We start from the raw sequence: 20698 nt of genomic DNA on the forward strand, positions 1-20698 counted from the left end.
AAAAGCCGGGCCGATCTGCATTCAGCCTGCCACCGCTGCGGCGTAGGGCCTGCGCCCCGCACTCAGCAGCGCGATCGCCAGGATCGATGCCAGCACCACGATCGTCACTACCGACTGGCCCACGCCGGAGAAGACCTTGTCGTTCAGCAGGCCAACCACGGCAGAGCCCATCGCCAGTCCCACGAAGCTGTTGAAGAACAGGAAGATGCCCGAAACCCGCGATCGCATGGAAGGGGGCGGCACTACCTGCATCACGGCGGTGGAAGGGGCCATCGGGGTCGATACGAAGAACAGCGCGCAGCCCAGAAGCACCGTCGCCACGTTGCCCGAAGTCGTGAACGGCAGCGCCGCGACCGAAGCAATGGCACCCACTGAGCCAACGATGCCGGTAACAAACGGCGCATCGCGCCGCCCGGCAATCGTAAGCCGGTCCATGAACCAGCCGCTGGCGAAGACGCCGGCTGCGCCCGCCGTCAGTGCAGCCACGCCCAGTCTGAGGCCGCACTCCGCAGCCGTCATGCCGAAGGTGCGCATCAGATAGGCCGGGGACCAGCCAAGGACCGCATAAAGCGACGTCGCCATCAGCGAAAAGCCCAGCATGTGCGGCACGAAGATCGCCCGCCTGCTCCACAGGAACCGGAACACCGCCGGGGTGGAAGGCACGTCCTTTCCGCGCACTTCGCCCGTGGCGCTGCGCGGTTCTCGTACCAGCAGGGCGATGATCGCGGCAAGCACAACGCCCGGCAGGCCGACGATCACGAAGACCAGTTGCCACGACGCCATCGGCTGCCCCAACACTTCCATCCCCTGCAGCGAAGCGACCATGCCGATCACGCTGCCGCCGACCAGGAACGCGATCCCCGCACCCAGAAACGATCCCATGGAATAGACGCCAACCGCGCGCCCCAGTTTCTCACGCGGGAACAGGTCGCTGATCAGCGAATACGTTGCCGGAGACAGCGCGGCCTCCCCTGCCCCGACACCAAGGCGCGCCGCGAACAGGTGCCCGAAACTGCGCGCAAACCCACAGGCCATCGTCGCAACGCTCCAGAAGGCGACGCCGGCAACAATAATCAGCGGACGCGGATAGCGGTCCGCAAGGCTGGCGATGGGTATGCCCATCGTCGCGTAGAACAACGAGAACGCCAACCCCTGAAGCAGCCCGAACTGCGTATCGCTAAGCGAGAGGTCGGCCTTGATCGGCTCGATCAGCAGCGCAAGGATCTGCCTGTCGATGAAAGAGAACACGTAGGCGATCATGCATAGCGCCACGACCAGCCAGGCGCGCCGATGCTGTTGCTGAGCCACTTTACCCCCCGAAGGTGCTTATATGTTTGGTTGTGGCCGCATGCTGCTTCGTCTCAATTGATATTTCAAGTAAAATTGTGCGTGCCCGAAATCATCTTACCCGCCGGTCAACAGGACCAGATCGGTCAGCGTCCGATTGACCGGCGCGGCCATTCCCAACCGCTGGGCACAGGCGGCCACGGCGCCGTTGATCGCCTCTATTTCCGTGCGCCTGCCCGCCCGGCGATCCTGCGCCATGGAGGGGCGGTGCCCGCCCTGAAGCGCGAACGCCGCATCCACGCGCGCGCGTACCGAACCCAGGTCAAAGGGCACTCCAGCGGCTTTGGCGACGGCGGCCACTTCGTCCAGCACCGAACCGACGATCCGCCGTCCAGGCTCATTGTCGAGATCGCGCACGCAGGCATCGGCGAGTGTTGCCAGCGCATTGAAGCCGGCGTTGAACGCCACCTTTTCCCACACGGCAGTCCGGATATCCGCCTGCTGTGATACCGCAAAGCCCGCCCTTTCAAGCCACGCCGCAACACGCCCGCAGGGACGGGCCGACGATGCCGGATCGCCCATGCCCAGTTTGACCACGCCCGAGCCGTCGCTATGGGCGATGCCATTTCGCAAGTCCGCCGCCACGTCGGTAACGCCGATGACGAGCCGTTCGGCGGGCACAAGCCCGTCCAGTTGCCCCGCCGCATCCAGCCCGTTCGCCAGCACGGCCACGATGCCGTCGGGCGCAAGGGCATGGCACGCCTGCGTCAGAGCCGGACGCAGGGCGGCGAACTTGGTGAACAGGACGATCAGATCCTGTCCGGAACCCAGCGTTGCGGGCGCCACGCAAAGGGTGTCGCTGCACAGCGCCTGCCCTGCGACACTTGCCCGCAGGCCATCGGCGGCAATCTGCGCGATCCGCACCGGATCGACATCGACCAGCGTGACGGCCAGCCCGCCAGCCGCCATGCGCGCGGCGAACAGCGCGCCCATTGCGCCTGCTCCAACGACTGCAATCTTCATGCGCGCCCCACACGATTTTAGTTGAAGTTTCAAGTTACATCGCATGGCAGCCACCGCATGTTAAGCCATTTCTACAACCTCCCCGCCGCGACCTCGCGGTCGATGTGCTGCGCCTGCCGCAAGGCCAGCGCCACGATCGTCAGCGTGGGATTGCAGCCGCCGGCCGTCGGGAACAGGCTGCCGTCGGCGATGTAGAGATTGGCGACATCGTGGGTGCGGCCGAACGGTGAACACACGCTTGCCCTGGGGTCATCGCCCATGCGCGCAGTGCCCATGTTGTGGGTGGCGGGGATGTAATCGCCCATCTCGATCACGTTCTCCGCTCCCAGCGCCTCGTAGATGCGCCGCCCGGCCTTCCAGGCATATTCCTTCATCGCGATCGTGTTGGGATGGTCCTCGTAATGGATCACCGGCACCGGCAGGCCATAGCCGTCGCGCTCGGTGGGGTGCAGGGTGATGCGGTTGGACAGTTGCGGCGGATCCTCCCCCGTCAGCAGCATCCCGGCAAGCTGGTCATACTTGTCGAGCACTTCGGTCAGATCGCGCCCCCAGCCGCCGGTGATCATGTTCTTCGCCAGGATTTCAGGCGTGAAGGGCACTGTCGAAATCAGGAAGCCGCCCGCAAAGCCGCGCTCCGGCCGGTGGCCGCGCTCGTCCCGGACCACGCCCGCAAGATGCGTCTGGCGGTGGAAGTGAACCTTGCCGGGCATCACGCCCATGACCTGAATCGTGAAATGGCGCATGTAGTTGCGCCCCACCAGCCCGCTGGAATTGGCCAGTCCCTGCGGATGCCGGTCGCTGGAGTTGTTGAGCAGCAGGCGCGTGGTTTCCACCACGTTGCCCGCCACCGCCACCGCCCGCGCCTTTTGCGTCACCCGCTTGCCCTGATGCAGATACGTGACGCCCGAAACGCGTCCATCCGGCCCCAGTTCGATACCCGTCACCATGCATTCGGGGCGCAGTTCGAAGCGGCCTGTCTCCTCCGCCTTCGGGATTTCCGTATAGAGCGTGGACCACTTCGCGCCGACCGCGCAACCCGACGTGCAGAAGCCCAACTGATGGCACGAAGGGCGATCGTCCCGCTCGATCGAATTGATCGCCATGTTGTGGGTGTCGATGTCGGTATAGCCGCACTTGCGCGCGCCCGCTTCCAGCACCTTGAAGTTGTTACCCGGCGGCAGGAACGGCATGCCCTGCCGCCCGGTCACCCCCAAGCGCACCTCGGCCTTGTCGTACCACGGCGCGATTTCCTCGGGCGTCACCGGCCAGTCCACCAGCGTGGTATCCGGCAGCGCGCCGTACGTAGTCCGCGCCCGCATTTCATGCGGTTCGAAGCGCGGGCAGGCCCCGGTCCAGTGCATGGTCGTGCCGCCCACCGTCTTGCAGCCCCATACCGGAAAGTTGGGGTCCGGCTTGCCGGTCGCCATGCGCCTGTCAAGCCAGGTGAGCTTGCCGAACATCGCGGCCTCGTCGTTGACGATGTCCGACATTTCAAGCCGCCGCCCGGCCTCAAGGCACACCACCTTATGCCCCTTTTGCGCCAGTTCGTTGCCCAGAACGCCGCCACCCGCACCCGAACCGATGACGACGAAGACCGAACTGTCATCCAGCGAGAAATGCGTCATTTCGCGCCTCCCGCAGCGGGCAGCCAGTCGATATCGTCGAAGCCGCGTTCGATGTAGCCGCCGTATTCGACCGACGACCCTTCGTAGCCGACCATCTTCCAGACTGCCGCATCGCGATAGATCAGCTCCGCCCCGCGCCAGATGAGCGCCTTGAAGAACGGTTCCTGATCATACCTGGCCACCATCGAGCGACGCACCATTTCAGGCAGTTGCGCGAAGGGGGCGATGTAGGAGCCGTCAAGCAGCGCCAGCCCGCGGCGATGCTCGGCCATCGCGGCGGGGTCTTTCGCGATCTCGGCCAGATAGCGGCCGGCGACCCCTGAATAGAATGCCGCATCCAGGCGGGCGTGGGGGAACGCTGTGTGCAGCAGCGCGGCAGTGGCCAACTCCTCCGGCGTCGGCTTTGGTGTGGCCGTAGCAGCGATTGCGGACAGCGGGCTGGCGGCGATGGCTGGCAGCATTGCGGCCAGGGCCATCTTGCCCACCACGGTGCGGCGGGTAAGCATGAAAGTCATCGTCATGTCCCTGATCAGAAGCTGTAGGCAAGCTTTGCGTAATACTGCCGGCCGCGATCGAAGGCCTGCATGTAGAAGCCGAAAGACGGCTGGTAATCGCCGAAAGTGCGGAATTTGCGATTGCCGATATTGTCCACGCCCAGCGTCAGCGACAAGTGCTGCCCTTCATCCTGCCAACGCAAGTTGGCATTGAAGACGCTGTAGCCCGGCTGATAAAGTTCGGGCGTATTGATGCCATTGGCATTGGTGTAGAAGCCGGATCGATAGGACCAGTCCAGATGCGGCGTCAGAGTGCCTGCCGCATCCATCGGGAATTCCTTCTCGGCAGATGCGCTCACCGTCCACTTGGACACCATCACGAATTTGGAATCGAGCGTCAGGCCCTGCACGCCATCTTCCAGCCGCTTGAACTTCGCATCGGTCATGCCGACCGCCGCGTTGAGCCTGAAGCCGCCGCCAGGCGCGATGTTGGTTTCCAGTTCGAAGCCTTGGATGCGCGCCTTGCCTGCGTTGGTGATGAACGGTCCCACGCGCGATGCGTCGGCAACCAGCAACTGCATGTCGTTGTAATCGGTGTAGAACGCCGCTCCGTTGAAGCGCAGCCGGTTACCAAGTGCCATCAGCTTGAAGCCTGCTTCGTAGGAATCGACCGTTTCCGGCCGGAAGCTGGGCAGCGATTGCTCCGGCGGGAAGACCCGCTGGGTGTAACCGCCGCCCTTGAAGCCCTGCGAATACGTTACATAAGCCATCAGGTCGGGGGTTGCCTGCCAAGAAAGGTTCGCCATCGGCGTCCACTTCTTCACGTTGGCATCGACCCATTCATAAGGAACGATACGCGTTCCGGTGGGGATCGACAGGAACGGCTCCAGCGTCGATATGACGTACTGATCCGGCAGGTAGGACTTGCGATCGTCGGTATAGCGGATACCTCCGGTCAGCGTCAGGCCGTCCGTGATCTGAAAGCCCAGTTGCGCGAAGGCCGCCCAGTTCTTGTAATCGTAGTACCCGCCCGAATTGGCGTAGACGACAAGGAAGTCGATCGGATTGATATCCTTGCCTTTCTCCTTGAAAAAGTACAGGCCCGTGACCCAGTTCAGGCGGCCGTCCAGTGCCTTGCCGACGATCTGGAATTCCTGGCTGAACTGCTTCTGGGTGAAGGTGTCGTAGACGTAGTTGATACCCAGGTTCGACCCGTCGCGGTCCTGCGCGAAAGTGCCGTTGATCCGCCGCAGCGCAGTGATCGACTTGACCTCGATCTCGTCCGCCAGCTGGTAGGACACGGTGAGCGCGGCCGACCACAGTTCAAGGTCGGAAAAGGTCGGATCGGTGGCATAGTTGGTATCGCGGCTGTAAAGGCGCGAATTGTAGCAGGCGGTGTTGCTGGCAGCCGCTGCGATAAGGCAGTCACCCGGGTTGCCGGTGCCGCTGCCGATCACGTTGGCAAGGGTCACGAAGCTGCCGGTCGCCGTCTCGTCGATGCCGGTGACGACTACCGGCGCGCCGTTGCTCTTGTCGCGGGTATAGTCCCCCGCGAGCGTCACCTCCAGCGGGCTGCCGCCGGGGGCGAAGCGCAAGGCGCCGCGCACCGTTTTGGTGTCCTTGTTGCCGAACTTCACACCAAGGTTGGGTGCATCGACATAGCCGTCCTGGCGCGAAATCCCGGCGCTGACCTTGGCGAACAGCCCATCCGCCAGCGGCCCGGACACCATCGCGCGCACGTTCACCAGATCGTCGGTGCCGTATTTCATGTCCATCTTGGCGCGCAGCGTGTCATCGGGCTGCAAGGTGGTAAGGTTGATCGCGCCGCCGATCGTGTTGCGGCCGAACAGCGTGCCCTGCGGCCCGCGCAAAACCTCGATCGATGCCACGTCGATCAGGTCGAACACACCGCCTGCCGTGCGCCCAAGGTAGACGCCATCGATGTAGATGCCCACGCCCGGCTCAACCGTGGGTGCAAAGTCGTTCTGGCCGATGCCACGAATATAGACCGCCGCGTTGGAAGCGATACCGCTGTTCGACGGGATGTTCGCGAAAGTCAGGTTCGGCGTGAAGTCCTGGATGCGATTGACCTGCGTGATCCCCTGCGCCTCCAGCCGTTCTGCGCTGAAGGCGGTGATGGATATCGGCGTGGACTGAAGGTTCTCGGTCTGCTTGCGCGCGGTGACGGTGATCGTTTCCAGCCCGTCGGCTTCGGCGGTGTCCTGCGCCAATGCCGGCGCAGCGCACCCTGCCCCGCCGCCGACCATTGCAAGCATCCCGATGACGCAGCGCAGGCGCATTGCTTTTCGTGTTGTGGCAAGTGTCATGTGATTTCCCCCTGAAACCCTGTCGCCCCGACGGGACCGTTTCCCCGACGAGAGGCGTGATCGATGATCCTGCGAAGCACTTGGTTCTTGGCCCTGAGCCGCTGCGGCGGCGCGTCCTGCGGGCGTTTTCGGTCTTGATGCCGATCTTGCATGGTGATGCTGTCAGGCTGCGCTTGCGCCGGCTATCCCGATTGCGCAGCGCTTATACACCTTGGGCATGGAAATAAGGGCGCGCGCAGCTAATGCCCATAACTGCCCGCGCGCGCCCATTCAGTCACAGCGCCATCGTTACCGACTTGGATTCGGTGTAGAGATCGCGCGCCGCATGGCCGAGTTCGCGGCCATAGCCCGACATGCGATAGCCTCCGAACGGCACTGCAGGGTCAAGCAGGTTGTGCGCATTGACCCAGACATTGCCCGCCTTGAGCTTGCGGACAAAGTGATTGGCCAGCCGTATGTCGCCCGTCCACACGCTGGCGCCCAGGCCGTAACTGCTGTCGTTGGCAAGGACCGTTACCGTATCGACATCGTCGAAAGGCGTGGCGGCAAGGACCGGCCCGAAGATCTCCTCCCGGTAGATCGTCATGTCCGGGCTCACGTCCGCGAAGACCGCCGGGCGCAGGAAATTGCCCGGCCCGTCCACCTCGCCACCGCCCGCGACCAGACGGCCACCTTCGGCAAGGCCCCGGTCAAGGAAACCCTGCACCCGCGCGCGCTGCGCCGGGGATACCAGCGGCCCCATCTGGGCTTCGGGGTCGAAGCCCGATCCCAGCCGGAAACCGTCCGCCACTTGCGCCAACCCGTCGACCACCGCATCGTAGATCGGCCGCTCGACGAACAGCCGCGACCCCGCGGTGCAGACCTGCCCATGGTTGAAGAAGATCGCCTGCGCCGCGCCCTGCACAGCCACCCCGACATCGGCATCCTTCAGGATCACCACCGGCGATTTGCCGCCCAGTTCCAGCGACAGGCGCTTCATCGTGCCCGCGGCGCGCTGCTGGATGATCTTGCCCACCTCGGTCGAGCCGGTGAAGGCGATCTTGTCGACATCCGGGTGATCGACCAACGCCTGCCCCGGTTCCGCGTCACCGGTCACGATGTTGACGACGCCATCCGGGAAGCCCGCCTCGCAGATTAGCTGGCCCAGCCGCAGTGCGCTGAGCGGCGTGTCTTCCGCGGGCTTGAGCACCACCGTGCAGCCCGCCGCCAGCGCCGGCGCGATCTTCCAGATCGCCATCACCAGCGGGAAATTCCACGGGATGATCTGGCCGATAACGCCCACCGGCTCACGCAGCGTATAGGACGTGAAGCGCATGTCGGGCACATATGCGAAGGAAGGCGATATCGTGGTGCCCTCTATCTTGGTCGCCCAGCCCGCCATGTAGCGCAGCGAATCCACCGCAAGGCTGAGATCGCCATACCGCGCCATCATCAGGATCTTGCCGTTATCCAGCGTCTCCAGTTCCGCGAACTCGTCGGCACGCGCTTCAAGCATGTCGGCCAGCCGCAGCAGCAGGCGTTCGCGCTCAACCGGCCGGGTGGCTGCCCAGGGTCCCTCGAACGCCCGCCGCGCCGCCGCGACGGCCCGACCGACGTCGGCATCGGAACCTTTTGGAACGGTTGTGATTGCAAGGCCCGTTGCCGGGTCGGTTACGGCGATGGTGCGCCCCGTCTCGGACGCGGTCCACTCACCGTCGATAAGCATGGACAGAGGCGTGGAGACGAAGGCCCGCCCGGCCTCCGAAAGCAGGCGGGTCTGATCAGCGGTTTCGCGCATGAAATCCTCTCGGGAGCTAATGGAACAGCCCCGTCAAGCCTAAGCCGCCGTGCAGACGCCGCTATGCGCAAAGCGCAGTCCCAGTACCGATCTGGCAGATAAACGCTGTGCGCTCCGCATCCTCGATGAGCGCTTGACAATTCAACTAAATCGCGTTCTCCTTGGTGATCAGGGAAGAAAATCCAGGCTCGAAATACTGCCTCGAATCGATCCGTCACCACCCGATGACGGCAAGGAGGAGCCGTGCTTACTGCAACCACCACCATGACGTCCGCCACTGCAAGACCACCTGCCGTCAGTGACTTTCGTTCACGCAATGCAGACGAAATCGTCGACTATGTCGGCCGCAGCCTTGCGCCACACGGGATGGACATGCCCCACCCGGAGGCGATGGACCTCAAGCTGCGCAGCTTCCAGATTGCGCAGGCCCATCTGGTCGATATCGCTTATGGCGCCGATGTGGCGATTGAGGCGATCGATCTGGATTCGCACTTCCTGATCCATGCGGCGATGCAGGGGCGTACCTCGGTCTGGGGGGACGGGGTGGAACACTTCATTCAGCCGGATAACCTCTACATCAGCTGCCCCGGACAAGGTACCCGCATCCGCATGACCCGCGAATGCCGCCACCTTACCGTACGGATCGCCTCATGCGCGTTCGAAGATTACCTGACGCGGTGCATGCATATCCCGGCCAGTCGCCCGGTGCGCTTTCGCGCCGGTTCCGAAAGTGGCCGCGAGCTGCCGCAAGTCTGGCGCAACCTGCTTTCGCACATCATCACGCAACTGGAAATCGCGCCCGCACTGATGGCCTCTCCGCAAACCCAGCGGCAGTATGCGACGGTCATGGTGGACTTGCTGCTCAATCATTATCCCAACAGCTATTCCGATCAGCTTTCGCTGCATGGGAACGACATCACGCCATGGCACGTGCGGCGCGCGCGCGACATCATCCATGGCGCCCTGGAAGATACCATCTCCGTCACCGATCTTGCCATGCAGGTGGGGGTCAGCGTGCGAAGCCTGCAGAACGGCTTTCGCCAGTTCCTTGGCCTTACGCCCGTCGAATACGTGCGGCGGCACCGGCTGGAGCAGTTGCATACCGCGCTGAGCACCGGTGATCCGCAATCGAGCATCACCGTGAAGATGCTCGATTGCGGGATCACCAATTTCGGGCGCTATGCACAGTACTACCGGAAGCAGTACGGTTGCAGCCCCTCCGAAACGCTGCGCAACCGCCGGTCTACTTTGTCTGTGCCCTCTTGAGATAGGCAATAAGCGCCGCCCGGTCTTGGGGTGAGGCAACCTTTACCGCCATCTTCGTACCCGGCACCATCGCGCGCGGGTCGGCCAGCCAGCGATCCAGCGTGGCCGCGTCCCATTTCCCCTTCGCCGCACCGAGGTTGGGCGAATACTTGTACCCAGCCGCCTTGCCCATCGCCCTTCCGTAGACACCCGCAAGCGAAGGGCCATTCAGATTCTTCCCCATGGTCAGCGAATGACAGACCGTGCAGCCGCGCTGTTTGAACAAGGCTTCGCCAGACGGCGCATCCGGGGCACCGATCGCGGCCGATCCCAAAGCGACGAAAGACGCTGCTGCAGCCGCAATCCGGGCAGTGTCGAAAGAAAAGCGCATCGCGACCCTTTCTGGCAGGAAGTACGCCTCCTTCGACCAGAACAGCTTGCACACGCGCTATCCACATCGCGCAAGCATCGTTCGTTTTAAGCAGGGAACCGACGATCGGATTCACCGCGCGTCCTGCGAACGATGCGCGCATGGGGGCATGCAGGCGTGACGCCCGCTTTCGACCTGTGACATAAATATCATATTTTCTTGAATTATCATGTATCATGGATCGCAGCACTGGTAAAGAGCGTCCTCCCGTCACGCCGAAAATCCCACGTTTTGTGCGGTTCCAACGGAGCCGGACGGCCTGTTCGAATAGGCTCTCAGGCTGCGCAGACAACCACTCCGGATAGCGCTTGACAATCCTGCGAAATGATCAAGATTAAGTGAAAAGCATAATATCTTACCCGTTCCGCGCAGGAGGAATGGCGGCGTAAAAATCCCAAGGGGAGTACCATGAGCATGAGGAATTTCGCGCGTGTACTGCTGCTCGGCGGCAGCGCCTGTTCGCTGATGATGGCCGGGGCAGCCTTCGCGCAGGATGCGGCCCCGCAAGCGACAGATGACAGCGCCCAACAGCGCGGCGTCGGCGATATAGTGGTGACTGCCCGCAAGCGGCAGGAAACCAGCAACAACGTCGGCATGTCGATCAACGCCTTCACCGGTGACACGCTGACCCAGCAGGGCATAACCAGTCCCGAACAGCTGGTGAAAATCGTCCCCGGTTTCAACTTCACCCGCAGCATCTACGGCTCGCCCATCTTTACCCTGCGCGGCATCGGCTTCAACGAGACGACGCTGGCCGCATCGCCGACGGTTTCGGTTTACGTCGATGAAGTGCCCCTGCCCTATTCCGCGATGACCCAGGGTGCCGCGCTGGACGTGGAACGCGTGGAGGTCCTGAAGGGCCCGCAGGGCACCCTGTTCGGCCAGAACTCCACTGGCGGCGCGATCAACTACATCGCCGCCAAGCCGACCACCTCATTGGAAGGGGGATTCGACCTCACCGTCGGCCGGTTCGACCAGATCGATACCAGCGCCTTCGTCAGCGGCCCGCTCAGCGATACGCTGCGTGCGCGCGTCGCCGTGCGCAAGGAATACGGCGGAGACTGGCAGAAAAGCGCCTCACGCCCTGGCGATTCGATGGGCGGGACCGACCGCGTGCAAGGCCGCGTGCTGGTGGACTGGGACGCTACCGACCGCCTCTCCCTCTCGCTCAATGTCAACGGCTGGCAGGACAAGTCCGATGGCCAGGCCGGGCAATTCGTCGGCATCCTGAGTTCGCGCGCGCCTGCGGCGCTGCGGGCCCAGCCCCTGACCATCGGCAGCCCGCGCATCGCCGACTGGGACGAAGGCGCCGATCTTTATACCGACGACAGCTTCTGGCAGACTTCGCTGCGGGCCGACTACGAAGTCACCGATGACCTGACCGTCACGTCGATCAGCGCTTACGAGGAAATGCGGCGCGATACCTATGTCGATGCCGATGGTACGCCGGTGCAGAACTTCGCCGCGCGCAACGTGGGTTCGATCAAGACGTTTTCTCAGGAACTGCGCGTCGCGGGCAAAGCCGGGGCAACCGTGGACTGGATGATCGGCGGCAACTACCAGCACGACAGCACCAACGACGCGTTCTCTCCCCACGCGCAGGATTCGAGCTTCCCGTTCGATATCGCCACCGCCGTGGGCGCCAACAAGATCGACACTTACGCCGTGTTCGGCAACGTCGACTGGGAAGTCGTCCCCGACGTCACGCTCAACGGGGGCTTGCGCTATACCTGGCAGAACCGCGATTACGTGGGCTGCCTGTACGACTCTGGCGCTGGCGACCTTTCCGCCGCTGTCGCTGCCACTTCCACCCGGCTCAGCGGCACGCCCACCACGATTGCGCCCGGTGCCTGCGTCACACTGGATTCGGTGACCTTCAAGCCCGGCATCTTCGCCGACTCGCTGAACGAGAAGAACCTTTCATGGAAGGCCGGGGTCAACTGGCAGGTCGATCCGCGCAAGCTGCTCTACGCAAGTGTCAGCAAAGGGTACAAGAACGGCCTGTTCATCACCACTGGCGCTACCTTTGCAGCACAGCTGGAACCGGCGACGCAGGAATCCGTCGTCGCTTACGAAGCCGGTTTCAAGCTGGGCCTGCTTGGGCGCACCTTGCAGCTCAACGGTGCCGGGTTCTACTATGACTACAAGGACAAGCAGATCCGCGGCCGCGTGATCGATCCCACCCTGGGCGGCCTTAACCGCCTGATCAACATTCCCAAGTCGCGCATTGCAGGTGCCGAGCTGCAACTGATCTGGGAGCCGGTGCAGGGCCTGACCTTCAACGGCGGCGCCACTTACGTGGATTCCAAGATCCAGGGGAACTTCACCAACTACACCCCGCTAGGCGCCGAAAAGCTGATGAGCGGCGAAGCCTTCCCGCTCACCCCCAAGTGGCAGCTTTCAGGCGATGCGCAGTATGACTTCCCGGTCAGCGACAGCATGAACGCTTTCTTTGGAGCCAGCGCCACACACCAAAGCAGCACCAATGCCGCGCTGGGCGAGGAACCGCTCTTCGACGTGAAGGCCTATACCCTTGTCGACCTGCGTTTCGGCGTTCATGCCGAGGACGATAGCTGGCGTGTCTCCGGCTTCGTCCGCAATCTGGGCAATACTTATTACTGGAACAACGTGGCCTTCAACGGCCCCGACGCAGCGATGCGCTACGCCGGGCGGCCGCGGACTTACGGCGTCACCGGAAGCTTCCGTTTCCGTTGAGCCCTTCGTCACTCGAAAACTGCCGAAATCCGGGTGCCCCATACAATGGGGCACCCGATCCAGCACACTATAGATCCGTCTCGCGCCAATGGCGCAGGCCACAACTCTGGCTTCAGCCGCCGGCATTACGGTTGCATTTTTCCATTTTACATGAGCGCGTTGGGCTGCGGCTTGGCGGGCCGGCCGGCAGCATGAGCATGGGATGATGTAAGCCGGCTCGATCTGACGTTGGGCAAGCCTGTTAGCGATCCGGAGAACCTCCTGGATGGACCCGTGAAGGCAATCGCCGCGAAATTCGTGTACTTCCCGCCTTCAGGCCCCATCGCCAGGCATGGCTCGCCCGGCGCGGCGCGTTCGGGCCGGATCAGGCGTCCCTGCGCTTCGCATGTGCCGGTGGCAGGCGCCGCGGTATGGGCGCGGAGGTAAGTTTCCGGTGCGCGCCTTGACCCACGAGGCGGAACGTCACGGTATCGACCGGCTCGGCCTTGGAGCTGCAGGCGGTCCGCGCAGGTCTCGCCTCCGCCCCTCGTTTTCGCAGCACGGCGCGTGCCGAGCGCCGGGAGGTCCGAGAATGGGCAGTGCACCGGCCGCCACGCCCTTTGGATAGGCGTTCTTCCCGTAGCTGCAGGCGACCATAGTCTGCGGAGGCCTGCACGGCGGCATGCTCGCCAAGCGATACATCGAGGGCGCCTGCGGCGTTGGTTTCGTCAAATCGGCCATAGCGCACATCCCCAAATCCGGAGATTCGGCGGTAACTCGGCTCGACGACCAACGTATTGACCAGGCCACCGGTCGCGATAGGCCGCCGAACAGCGTTCGTGGAGGCCCTTTAAAGACTTCGATAGAGTTGTTGAAGTCCGACTGCGTCAGGCAGCGCACGGTGACCTGCGGGTTCTCCCCAGCCCGGACCGCGCGACGCATAGATACTGCGGGTCAGCTGGGCGATATGCGCGCTGATGAAGACACACATTTTCCTGAGTGCGTGGATCCGCTGCCCCACCATTGCGTGCGGGTCATCGGGCGGCATGCCTGCGAGCCCCGTCCGGCGCAAATGGAGATAGATCCCCACCAGGGCTCGTACTGCCATCATTTTAGTACCTTGCTCTTGATTGGGTACTAACTCTGCGTCATGGTACTGAAATTGATCACGGATCGAGGACGGACCCGTTCTTTTGCGACAACAATTGTTGAACGCGAACGTTCGAGATCGTTTTTAAATGGGGGTCATGCGAACCCGTCAGCTTGTGCAGTTCCGCCCGAGCCCGAAGTACCCATGGCAATCGCGCCGCCTTTATTGAAAGCGTGCCCCGATGACAGCTGATGCCGAGAATTCGCGGGTGCCCAATCTCACGTATCAAGATCAATGCGGACAACCGCCCGCAACACCGGTTGAGGAGACGGACATCAGTTCCATTTATGCGGTGGAGGCTCCGCGACTGCGGAAGTACTTTCGCGCACGCCTACGCAGTGGCGATGAAGCAGGCGATCTCGTACAGGAGGCATTCGCGCGCCTCTTGCGCGTCATGGCACGCGAGCGGCCGCAACGCCCTGCCGCCTATCTTCAGCGCATCGCCCGCAATCTGCTTTTCAATCGCAGCAAGCGCCTCGAGAACCAGCTGGCGCCGTATCACGTCTCCTTCGACGACGGCTACGAGCATGCCTCGAAACCCGATCAATGTGACCGTATCGAGGTCGAAGATATGATGCGGATCTACCGCCGGGCCTTGAGCGAACTCCCGGAAAAGACGCGGCAGGTTTTTCTCCTTCACCGGGTGGATGAGCTGACGTACAAAGAGATTGGAGAAAGGCTCGGAATATCTATCCCGACGGTGCAGTATCACGTTGCGCGCGCCCTTGCTCACATTGACACCGCTCTGGAGCAGGGATGATGGACAGCAAGCAACCAGCCGCGGACAACAGCGCCTTCAGGAACGCGGCAGCGGAATGGTTTGCAGTCATGCGCGGTCCGGATGCCGAACACCGCCGCTCCGAGTTCGATGCCTGGCTTGCAGCGAGTCCCGCGCATCGCCATGCCTACAATCGTATCGCCGAGACCTTCAGCTACGGCAAATTTCTAAAAAACGACGAGGCTTTATCGAAGGCAACAGCCTGCAACACGCAAGGTTCGCGCGGCATTCGCGGAAGAAAGGTCCGTGCTGCATTTGCTTTGGGCGCCGTGATCGTGGTTTGCTGCGCCGTGTCCTTCTTGTGGGCCGCCCCCACCGCGACCATTAGCCCCAATGTGGCTGGCGGGTTCGCGTTGAAGAAGCCTAACGCGAATTCCACGACATTGACGAACAAACTTGGGCCGCGCCGCTCGTTCCAGCTCATCGATGGCTCAACGGTGATGCTTGACACTGGAAGCGTCCTGCTTGTCTCGTTCGATGAGCAGCATCGAAATTTGCGCGTCGTCAGCGGCCACGTCCGCTTCGAGGTCGCGCACGAAGCCCGCCCTTTCATGGTCGCCGCCGGGCGGGGGGCGGTCACTGCGCGGGGCACGATCTTTGACGTCACCGTTGCAGCGAGCCACGATGTTACGGTGGAGTTGCTCAAAGGTTCCGTGGACGTAGATTTTCCCCATCACGGCCAAGACGGAAGGCCCAATCGCGTGCGCCTCCGGCCCGGCGAACACTTCGCTTTCGCGGACGTTCCTCGGGCACAGCCCGAACTCGGGATGCGGAAGTTCAAGGTTTCCACGCAAGGCTCCGCCAGGGTACGAGAATACGAGAAAGTGCGCCTTGCCGACCTTTTGTCCGAGGCAAACCGCACCAATTTGCTCCCGGTCCACACGGCCTCAAGCGATCTGGATACAATGACGGTGTCCGGAACATTCAGGTTAGCCGAACCACACGAATTGGCGCGAAGTCTGGCCCAGTTACTCGGCCTTTCCCTGGTAACTTCGTCGACCTCCCTGATGCTGACGCGTTCCTGCAACGGCTTTGATCGAGAAACTTGTCAGCCGCCCTCATAAATCGCGCCACGCAGTTGTCGTCTCCCCGGAAGGCCGATCGTTTCGGTCGTGAAACACAGGGAGCGTCATGGGGAACTTCAAAGCAAGGCTCTTGATATCTGCAATAGGTTTGGCGGTGGTCATGGGAGCACCGGCCTGCGCCGAGGAGGATCGCCAGGAATATCATCTGCCTGCGCAGGATCTCGGCACCGCACTGCGCGCAGTTGGTCGCACGTCGAACCGAGAGATAATGTTTCAGGTCGAGACTGTCGAAGGGAAACAAAGCCCTGCCCTGGATGGCACTTACAGCCCGGACGAAGCGATCGCCATTCTTCTTCGCGGTTCTGGTCTCATGGTTTCACAGCGCGGAGCTACCATCCTTATTCAAACCGGATTTCCGCCCGCGCCAGCTCAGGCAAGTGATGCACAGGACACTATTCTGGTGACTGGTACCCGCATCCGCGGAGCTCCTTCGACATCGCCGATAACCACCATAAGCCGAGAGGACGCAGAGTCCCGCGGCCAGATCGATCTGGGGCAAATTGTCCGGGACCTGCCCCAGAACTTTGCTGGTGGCCAGAACCCGACCATTGCAGGGCCGGGACAGGGCGGAACGCAGAACACGACGGGCTCGTCCGCGATCAATCTGCGCGGGCTTGGGCCGGATGCCTCACTGACGCTGGTCAACGGCCACCGGCTGGCTTTCGATGCGGTATATCAGGGCGTCGATATTTCCGCGATCCCGCTTGCCGCGATCGAGCGCGTCGATGTTACGGCAGACGGCGCATCCGCTTTGTATGGTTCCGACGCGGTTGGCGGCGTTGCCAATGTGATCCTGCGCAGACGGGTAAAAGGCGTGATTACGTCGGCAACCCTTGGGGCGGCCACTGCGGGCGGGGCTGTGACCCGGCAGTTCGATCTTGTAGCGGGGCCAAGCTGGTCGTCGGGCAGTTTCATGGCGGCCGCGAACTACCGGCAGGTTAGTGAAATTGTCGGGCGGCATCGCTCCTACACAAGCCGACTGTCACCGGATGGAACACTCGTAGCGGGACAGAAGCAGTTCAGCATTGTAGTGGCTGGCTATCAGAATTTGACGGACCGCCTCACGCTTGAGATGGACGGCAACTACCTGCACCGTTCCCTGCCGCAGTGCCTCACGGTTACCGTGGTTGCCCCGAACAGCTGCTACGAAAATGGCAGCGTCGTCTCCTCGGTCGTCGACAGCTGGTCGTTCTCGCCTACCTTGCGACTGGACCTTGGATCCGATTGGCTCGCACGGCTTGCAGGTACGTACAGCCGCAGCAAGACGTCCATCACCACCCGTAACATTGTCGGCGCGGAGGAAACGGCGGTTTACAGGCCGAACTACGACAACGATCTGAAATCGGTGGAATTGGGTCTGGAAGGTCCCCTGTTCCACCTTCCCGGCGGTGAAGCACGCCTAGCGGTCGGTGCCGGCTACCGCGGAAGCAGGCTGGATTACGATGTACGCAGTTACGTGAACGGCGCGGAGAGCCCGATCGGCGTCTTCAAGCAGACAAGCAACGTCGGGTTTGCTTACGGCGAGCTGTTCCTTCCGTTTGTCTCGCCGCAGACGTCGTTGCCCTTGATCAATACCCTTCAATTTGTTGGGGCGATCCGTTTCGAGGATCACGAGGGTATCGATCGTGTCACGACCCCCAAAATAGGTCTCGTATACTCTCCGACGCAGGGCATTGAGATCAAAGCCAATTGGGGTAAGTCGTTCAAGGCACCAACCCTCTTCCAACTGGGTCAGGCGAGCAATGCCCAACTCGTCACCGCCGCCATGTACACGCCGGCGCCGCCAAGTTCCCTACCGGTTCTGTATCTGTTTGGGGGCAACCCCAACCTGGCACCGGAGCGAGCGACGACATGGAACATCTCCGGTGCCGTCGCGCCCGCTTTGCTCGAGGGTCTCAAGGCGGAAGTGAGTTACTTCAAGATAAAATACCGTGGCAGGGTCGCCGAGCCACTGCTCAATTCCTTGCAGGCGTTCCGCCCCGTATATGCCGATTACGTCCAGCTCAACCCAAGTGCGGACGAGGTTCTTTCAGCGATCGAGGGCGTTACAGGCGTCTTCCAGAACCTGACAGATGGCGAATTTGACCCCGGCGCGGTGTCCGCGATAGTGCGCGACAACCTGCAGAACGTGTCTTTGCAATCATCGCGCGGTGTCGATGTCGCGGTGAGCTACGATCACCATTTCGCGCAGAACAGCCGTCTGTCGGTGAAAGGCTCGGCCAGCTATATCGACAGTAAGCGGAAAGTGACGGCTACTTTGCCCGTTGTTCCGCAGTCGGGTGTGATTTTCACCCCGCCGCACTGGCGCGCACGAATGACGGCAAGCTGGGAGCGCGACAACGTCACAGCCACGGTGATTGGCAATTATGTCGGCGGAACGACCGATAACCGCTACAATCCCACGGTCAGGGTCGGATCATTCACCACGCTCGATGCCGCGGCGTCCATCCGCAGCGTGGCACAGCGCGGAATGCTGGCCAACTTGCAGTGGAGGGTGGTAGTCCAGAACCTTCTGGATGCCAAGCCGGCCGTGATCCGAACGAGCCTGCCATCGCTTCCGCCGTTCGATTCACTCAACCAGTCAATGTTGGGCCGCGTCGTCACGATTACTCTGATGAAGGCCTGGTGATATGGCCTGCTTATCTCTCCTTAACGGCCTGGCGGCAACCGTCTGTGTGGGAGTATCCACCCCAGCCATAGCGGCAACGCCGTGCGAAGGTCTTCTGCTTACTCAAGCGAAAGCTGATCGAACGGAGCCAGTCACCGAGGAGACGCTGGTGGGCCTGCGGGATATCGGTCCAATCTATCGCGCTGACGCGACGCGTCCCATTCTTGCGGTGTCTCCCGATGGTAAGGTGGCCGCTTTCGAGCTGCATCAAGGAAACTTCTTAACGAACGGATACTGCTCTGCGGTGGTTGTAATCCCAGTTCGAAAGGGCGCGAAGCCCATCATCGTCGATTTCAGCGACGAATTGATCTTGGACCGCTCGCCTGCCTTCAATTGGGCCGCATTCGAAACAGGTGTTTCCGCCCCCGTCACGCCCCATTGGGCTCCCGATGGACGTTCGCTCGCCTATTTGAAACGCGTTCGCGGATCGACGCAGGTATGGGTCGCCAACAGCGTCACCGGCGACCCTCGCCAACTCACGCATTCCAAAGCGGATGTGGAGGATCTGCGGATTACGGACGATGGCCGGACGGTCCTGTACGCGGCGAGGTCTGATCTTTCCGATCAAATCGCTGCGATTGATCAGGAAGGTCGCAGGGGGTGGCGAGCCGATGCCCGGCTTCTGCCTCTTCGTGGGCCGCGACCGCAGACGCCGACGGTACCACGGCGCTACTTCGCCATTGACGTGGCGAACGGTACAATGCGTGAGGCGTCTGAAGCGGAAGTCGCTCAATTCGCCCGGCCGACAGGCGTCCCGTCCGAGGCGACGGCTTTTGCGGCCAGTCGCGGGCAATTGGCGTGGATAGAGCCGCAGAGCGGCTCGCGCATTCCCGCTCCGCATGACCTTATCGTACAATCGGCGAAAGGAGAACGGAAGGTCTGTTCCGCAGCGGTCTGTGGCGCCGGCCCGCTCTCCCGCTTATGGTGGACTGCGGACGGCGGCCGGCTGCGTTTCACAAGGCGAGAAGGATGGGCGGACAGCCTGACGGGCGTTTATGAGTGGGCACCCGAGATGAAGGCGCCTCGTCGTCTTCTTTTGACGCCCGATGCCTTGACCGATTGCGCCCCGCTGGGGCACGACCTTTTGTGCCTGCGCGAAAGCTCAACTCAGCCGCGACGGCTCGTTACCCTCGGCCTGGCTAACGATCGCCCTCGGCTGATCTTCGATCCGAACATCGAATTTTCAGCGCTCGCGCTGGGGCGTGTCGAGCGCCTTCAATGGCGTAATCCGTCTGGCGTCGCCTTCTATGGGGATTTGGTCTATCCGGTCGGCTACCCCGGCAACGGTCGGCGTCCTCTTGTCGTCGTACAGTACCGTTCAAAGGGGTTCCTGCGTGGCGGCACCGGCGACGAAGTGGCGATTCAGGCGCTGGCAAACCGCGGATACTTCGTACTGGTTGCGGATATTCGCGATGCCGAGGCCATAGTGGGTGATCAAGAAAGTGCGGCCGCGCTGCAAAAGGCCTATGAGCATGAAATGGCCGGAGTAAGGGGCGTCCTCGCGGGCATCGAAAGCCAGGTGACTGCACTGATCGAACGGGGCCTGGTGGACAGGGATCGTATCGGCATCAGCGGGCTGAGTGCCGGATCCCTCACTGTACAATTCGCTGCAAAGCATAGCCTGCTCTTCGCGGCCGGCTCTCTCAGTGGCTGTTGCCTCGATCCCATGCAGGATGCGTTCCTGGGGCCGATGATCGCGGGGCAATACCATGAGGTCGGATGGCCGAAGATGGCTGATGGCGATGCCGCAATCTGGAAGCAGGTATCCCTCTGGAGTGAACCGCAAAAGGTGAGATTTCCGTTGCTCTTTCAAGCTGCGGACAACGAGTATCTGGCAGCAGCGCCGAGTTACACTGCACTGCGCCAGGCCGGAGTGCCCACTGACCTTTATATCTTCCCCGACGAATTCCACCTGAAGCGTCAACCTGCCCATCAGCTTTCCGTTTACAAACGCAACAGGGCCTGGTTCGATTTCTGGCTGAGAGGGATCTTGCCCGCCGATGAAACAGAGCGCGAGGAAGCGCTGCGATGGCAGGAAATGCGCAAGGTATGGAAGCCTTCAGTTCCCGGGAAGCGCGCGGCCGCAGCCGAAAGGTCCGAAGGGCATTAATTTCA

13 protein-coding genes are annotated in these 20698 nt (G+C 62.2%); 6 read left to right on the top strand and 7 right to left on the bottom strand.

Going from position 1 to position 20698, the window contains the following annotated elements; genetic code table 11:
• Nucleotides 1-21: 21 nt before the first annotated feature.
• The 6 genes from LO787_RS03505 to LO787_RS03530 all read right to left on the bottom strand — a co-directional run bounded on the left by LO787_RS03505 (nucleotide 22) and on the right by LO787_RS03530 (nucleotide 8533).
• Nucleotides 22-1308, bottom strand: coding sequence for a spinster family MFS transporter (locus LO787_RS03505; RefSeq protein WP_232494482.1), 1287 nt, complete (start codon nucleotides 1306-1308; stop codon nucleotides 22-24).
• Between the two features lie 96 nt (nucleotides 1309-1404).
• Complete coding sequence (locus LO787_RS03510) at nucleotides 1405-2310, bottom strand: ketopantoate reductase family protein (protein WP_232494483.1); 906 nt, start codon at nucleotides 2308-2310, stop codon at nucleotides 1405-1407.
• Between the two features lie 71 nt (nucleotides 2311-2381).
• On the bottom strand, nucleotides 2382-3935 hold the full coding sequence (locus tag LO787_RS03515) for a GMC family oxidoreductase (protein WP_232494484.1): 1554 nt from the start codon (nucleotides 3933-3935) through the stop codon (nucleotides 2382-2384).
• A complete protein-coding gene (locus LO787_RS03520; protein ID WP_232494485.1) occupies nucleotides 3932-4441 on the bottom strand; it encodes a hypothetical protein in 510 nt (169 codons plus the stop codon). Before LO787_RS03520 ends, LO787_RS03515 begins: the two co-directional genes overlap by 4 nt.
• 23 nt (nucleotides 4442-4464) lie before the next feature.
• Entirely contained in the window at nucleotides 4465-6729 is a 2265-nt protein-coding gene (locus tag LO787_RS03525; RefSeq protein ID WP_232494486.1) for a TonB-dependent receptor, read from the bottom strand.
• 301 nt (nucleotides 6730-7030) lie between these two features.
• Nucleotides 7031-8533 carry an aldehyde dehydrogenase family protein gene (locus tag LO787_RS03530; RefSeq protein ID WP_232494487.1) on the bottom strand — a complete coding sequence of 501 codons (1503 nt, stop codon included), beginning with the start codon at nucleotides 8531-8533 and terminating at the stop codon, nucleotides 7031-7033.
• A 243-nt stretch (nucleotides 8534-8776) separates the two neighbouring features.
• Between LO787_RS03530 and LO787_RS03535 the strand changes: the two genes are divergently transcribed.
• On the top strand, nucleotides 8777-9799 hold the full coding sequence (locus LO787_RS03535) for an AraC family transcriptional regulator (RefSeq protein WP_232494488.1): 1023 nt from the start codon (nucleotides 8777-8779) through the stop codon (nucleotides 9797-9799).
• Here LO787_RS03535 and LO787_RS03540 read toward each other — a convergent pair.
• Nucleotides 9777-10223, bottom strand: coding sequence for a c-type cytochrome (locus tag LO787_RS03540; RefSeq protein ID WP_232494489.1), 447 nt, complete (start codon nucleotides 10221-10223; stop codon nucleotides 9777-9779). The two genes, LO787_RS03535 and LO787_RS03540, sit on opposite strands and share 23 nt — an antisense overlap.
• Before the next feature lie 393 nt (nucleotides 10224-10616).
• Between LO787_RS03540 and LO787_RS03545 the strand changes: the two genes are divergently transcribed.
• The 5 genes from LO787_RS03545 to LO787_RS03565 all read left to right on the top strand — a co-directional run bounded on the left by LO787_RS03545 (nucleotide 10617) and on the right by LO787_RS03565 (nucleotide 20693).
• Complete coding sequence (locus LO787_RS03545) at nucleotides 10617-12923, top strand: TonB-dependent receptor (protein WP_232494490.1); 2307 nt, start codon at nucleotides 10617-10619, stop codon at nucleotides 12921-12923.
• A gap of 1310 nt (nucleotides 12924-14233) precedes the next feature.
• Nucleotides 14234-14812, top strand: a complete 579-nt coding sequence (locus tag LO787_RS03550; protein WP_232494491.1) for an RNA polymerase sigma factor — start codon at nucleotides 14234-14236, stop codon at nucleotides 14810-14812.
• Nucleotides 14809-15894, top strand: coding sequence for a FecR family protein (locus LO787_RS03555; protein WP_232494492.1), 1086 nt, complete (start codon nucleotides 14809-14811; stop codon nucleotides 15892-15894). The genes LO787_RS03550 and LO787_RS03555 overlap by 4 nt, the downstream gene beginning before the upstream one ends.
• 121 nt (nucleotides 15895-16015) lie before the next feature.
• Nucleotides 16016-18544, top strand: a complete 2529-nt coding sequence (locus LO787_RS03560; RefSeq protein ID WP_232494493.1) for a TonB-dependent receptor — start codon at nucleotides 16016-16018, stop codon at nucleotides 18542-18544.
• Between the two features lie 148 nt (nucleotides 18545-18692).
• Entirely contained in the window at nucleotides 18693-20693 is a 2001-nt protein-coding gene (locus LO787_RS03565; protein ID WP_232494494.1) for an Atxe2 family lasso peptide isopeptidase, read from the top strand.
• Nucleotides 20694-20698 lie beyond the last annotated feature (5 nt).

The sequence above is a fragment of the Novosphingobium kaempferiae genome (assembly GCF_021227995.1).
GTDB lineage: Bacteria > Pseudomonadota > Alphaproteobacteria > Sphingomonadales > Sphingomonadaceae > Novosphingobium > Novosphingobium kaempferiae.

Coding starts and splice junctions, on each gene's coding strand:
- LO787_RS03510 (WP_232494483.1), bottom strand. CDS start 2,310: ATGAAGATTGCAGTCGTTGGAGCAGGCGCAATGGGCGCGCTGTTCGCC.
- LO787_RS03515 (WP_232494484.1), bottom strand. CDS start 3,935: ATGACGCATTTCTCGCTGGATGACAGTTCGGTCTTCGTCGTCATCGGT.
- LO787_RS03520 (WP_232494485.1), bottom strand. CDS start 4,441: ATGCTTACCCGCCGCACCGTGGTGGGCAAGATGGCCCTGGCCGCAATG.
- LO787_RS03525 (WP_232494486.1), bottom strand. CDS start 6,729: ATGCGCCTGCGCTGCGTCATCGGGATGCTTGCAATGGTCGGCGGCGGG.
- LO787_RS03530 (WP_232494487.1), bottom strand. CDS start 8,533: ATGCGCGAAACCGCTGATCAGACCCGCCTGCTTTCGGAGGCCGGGCGG.
- LO787_RS03545 (WP_232494490.1), top strand. CDS start 10,617: ATGAGCATGAGGAATTTCGCGCGTGTACTGCTGCTCGGCGGCAGCGCC.
- LO787_RS03550 (WP_232494491.1), top strand. CDS start 14,234: ATGACAGCTGATGCCGAGAATTCGCGGGTGCCCAATCTCACGTATCAA.
- LO787_RS03555 (WP_232494492.1), top strand. CDS start 14,809: ATGATGGACAGCAAGCAACCAGCCGCGGACAACAGCGCCTTCAGGAAC.
- LO787_RS03560 (WP_232494493.1), top strand. CDS start 16,016: ATGGGAGCACCGGCCTGCGCCGAGGAGGATCGCCAGGAATATCATCTG.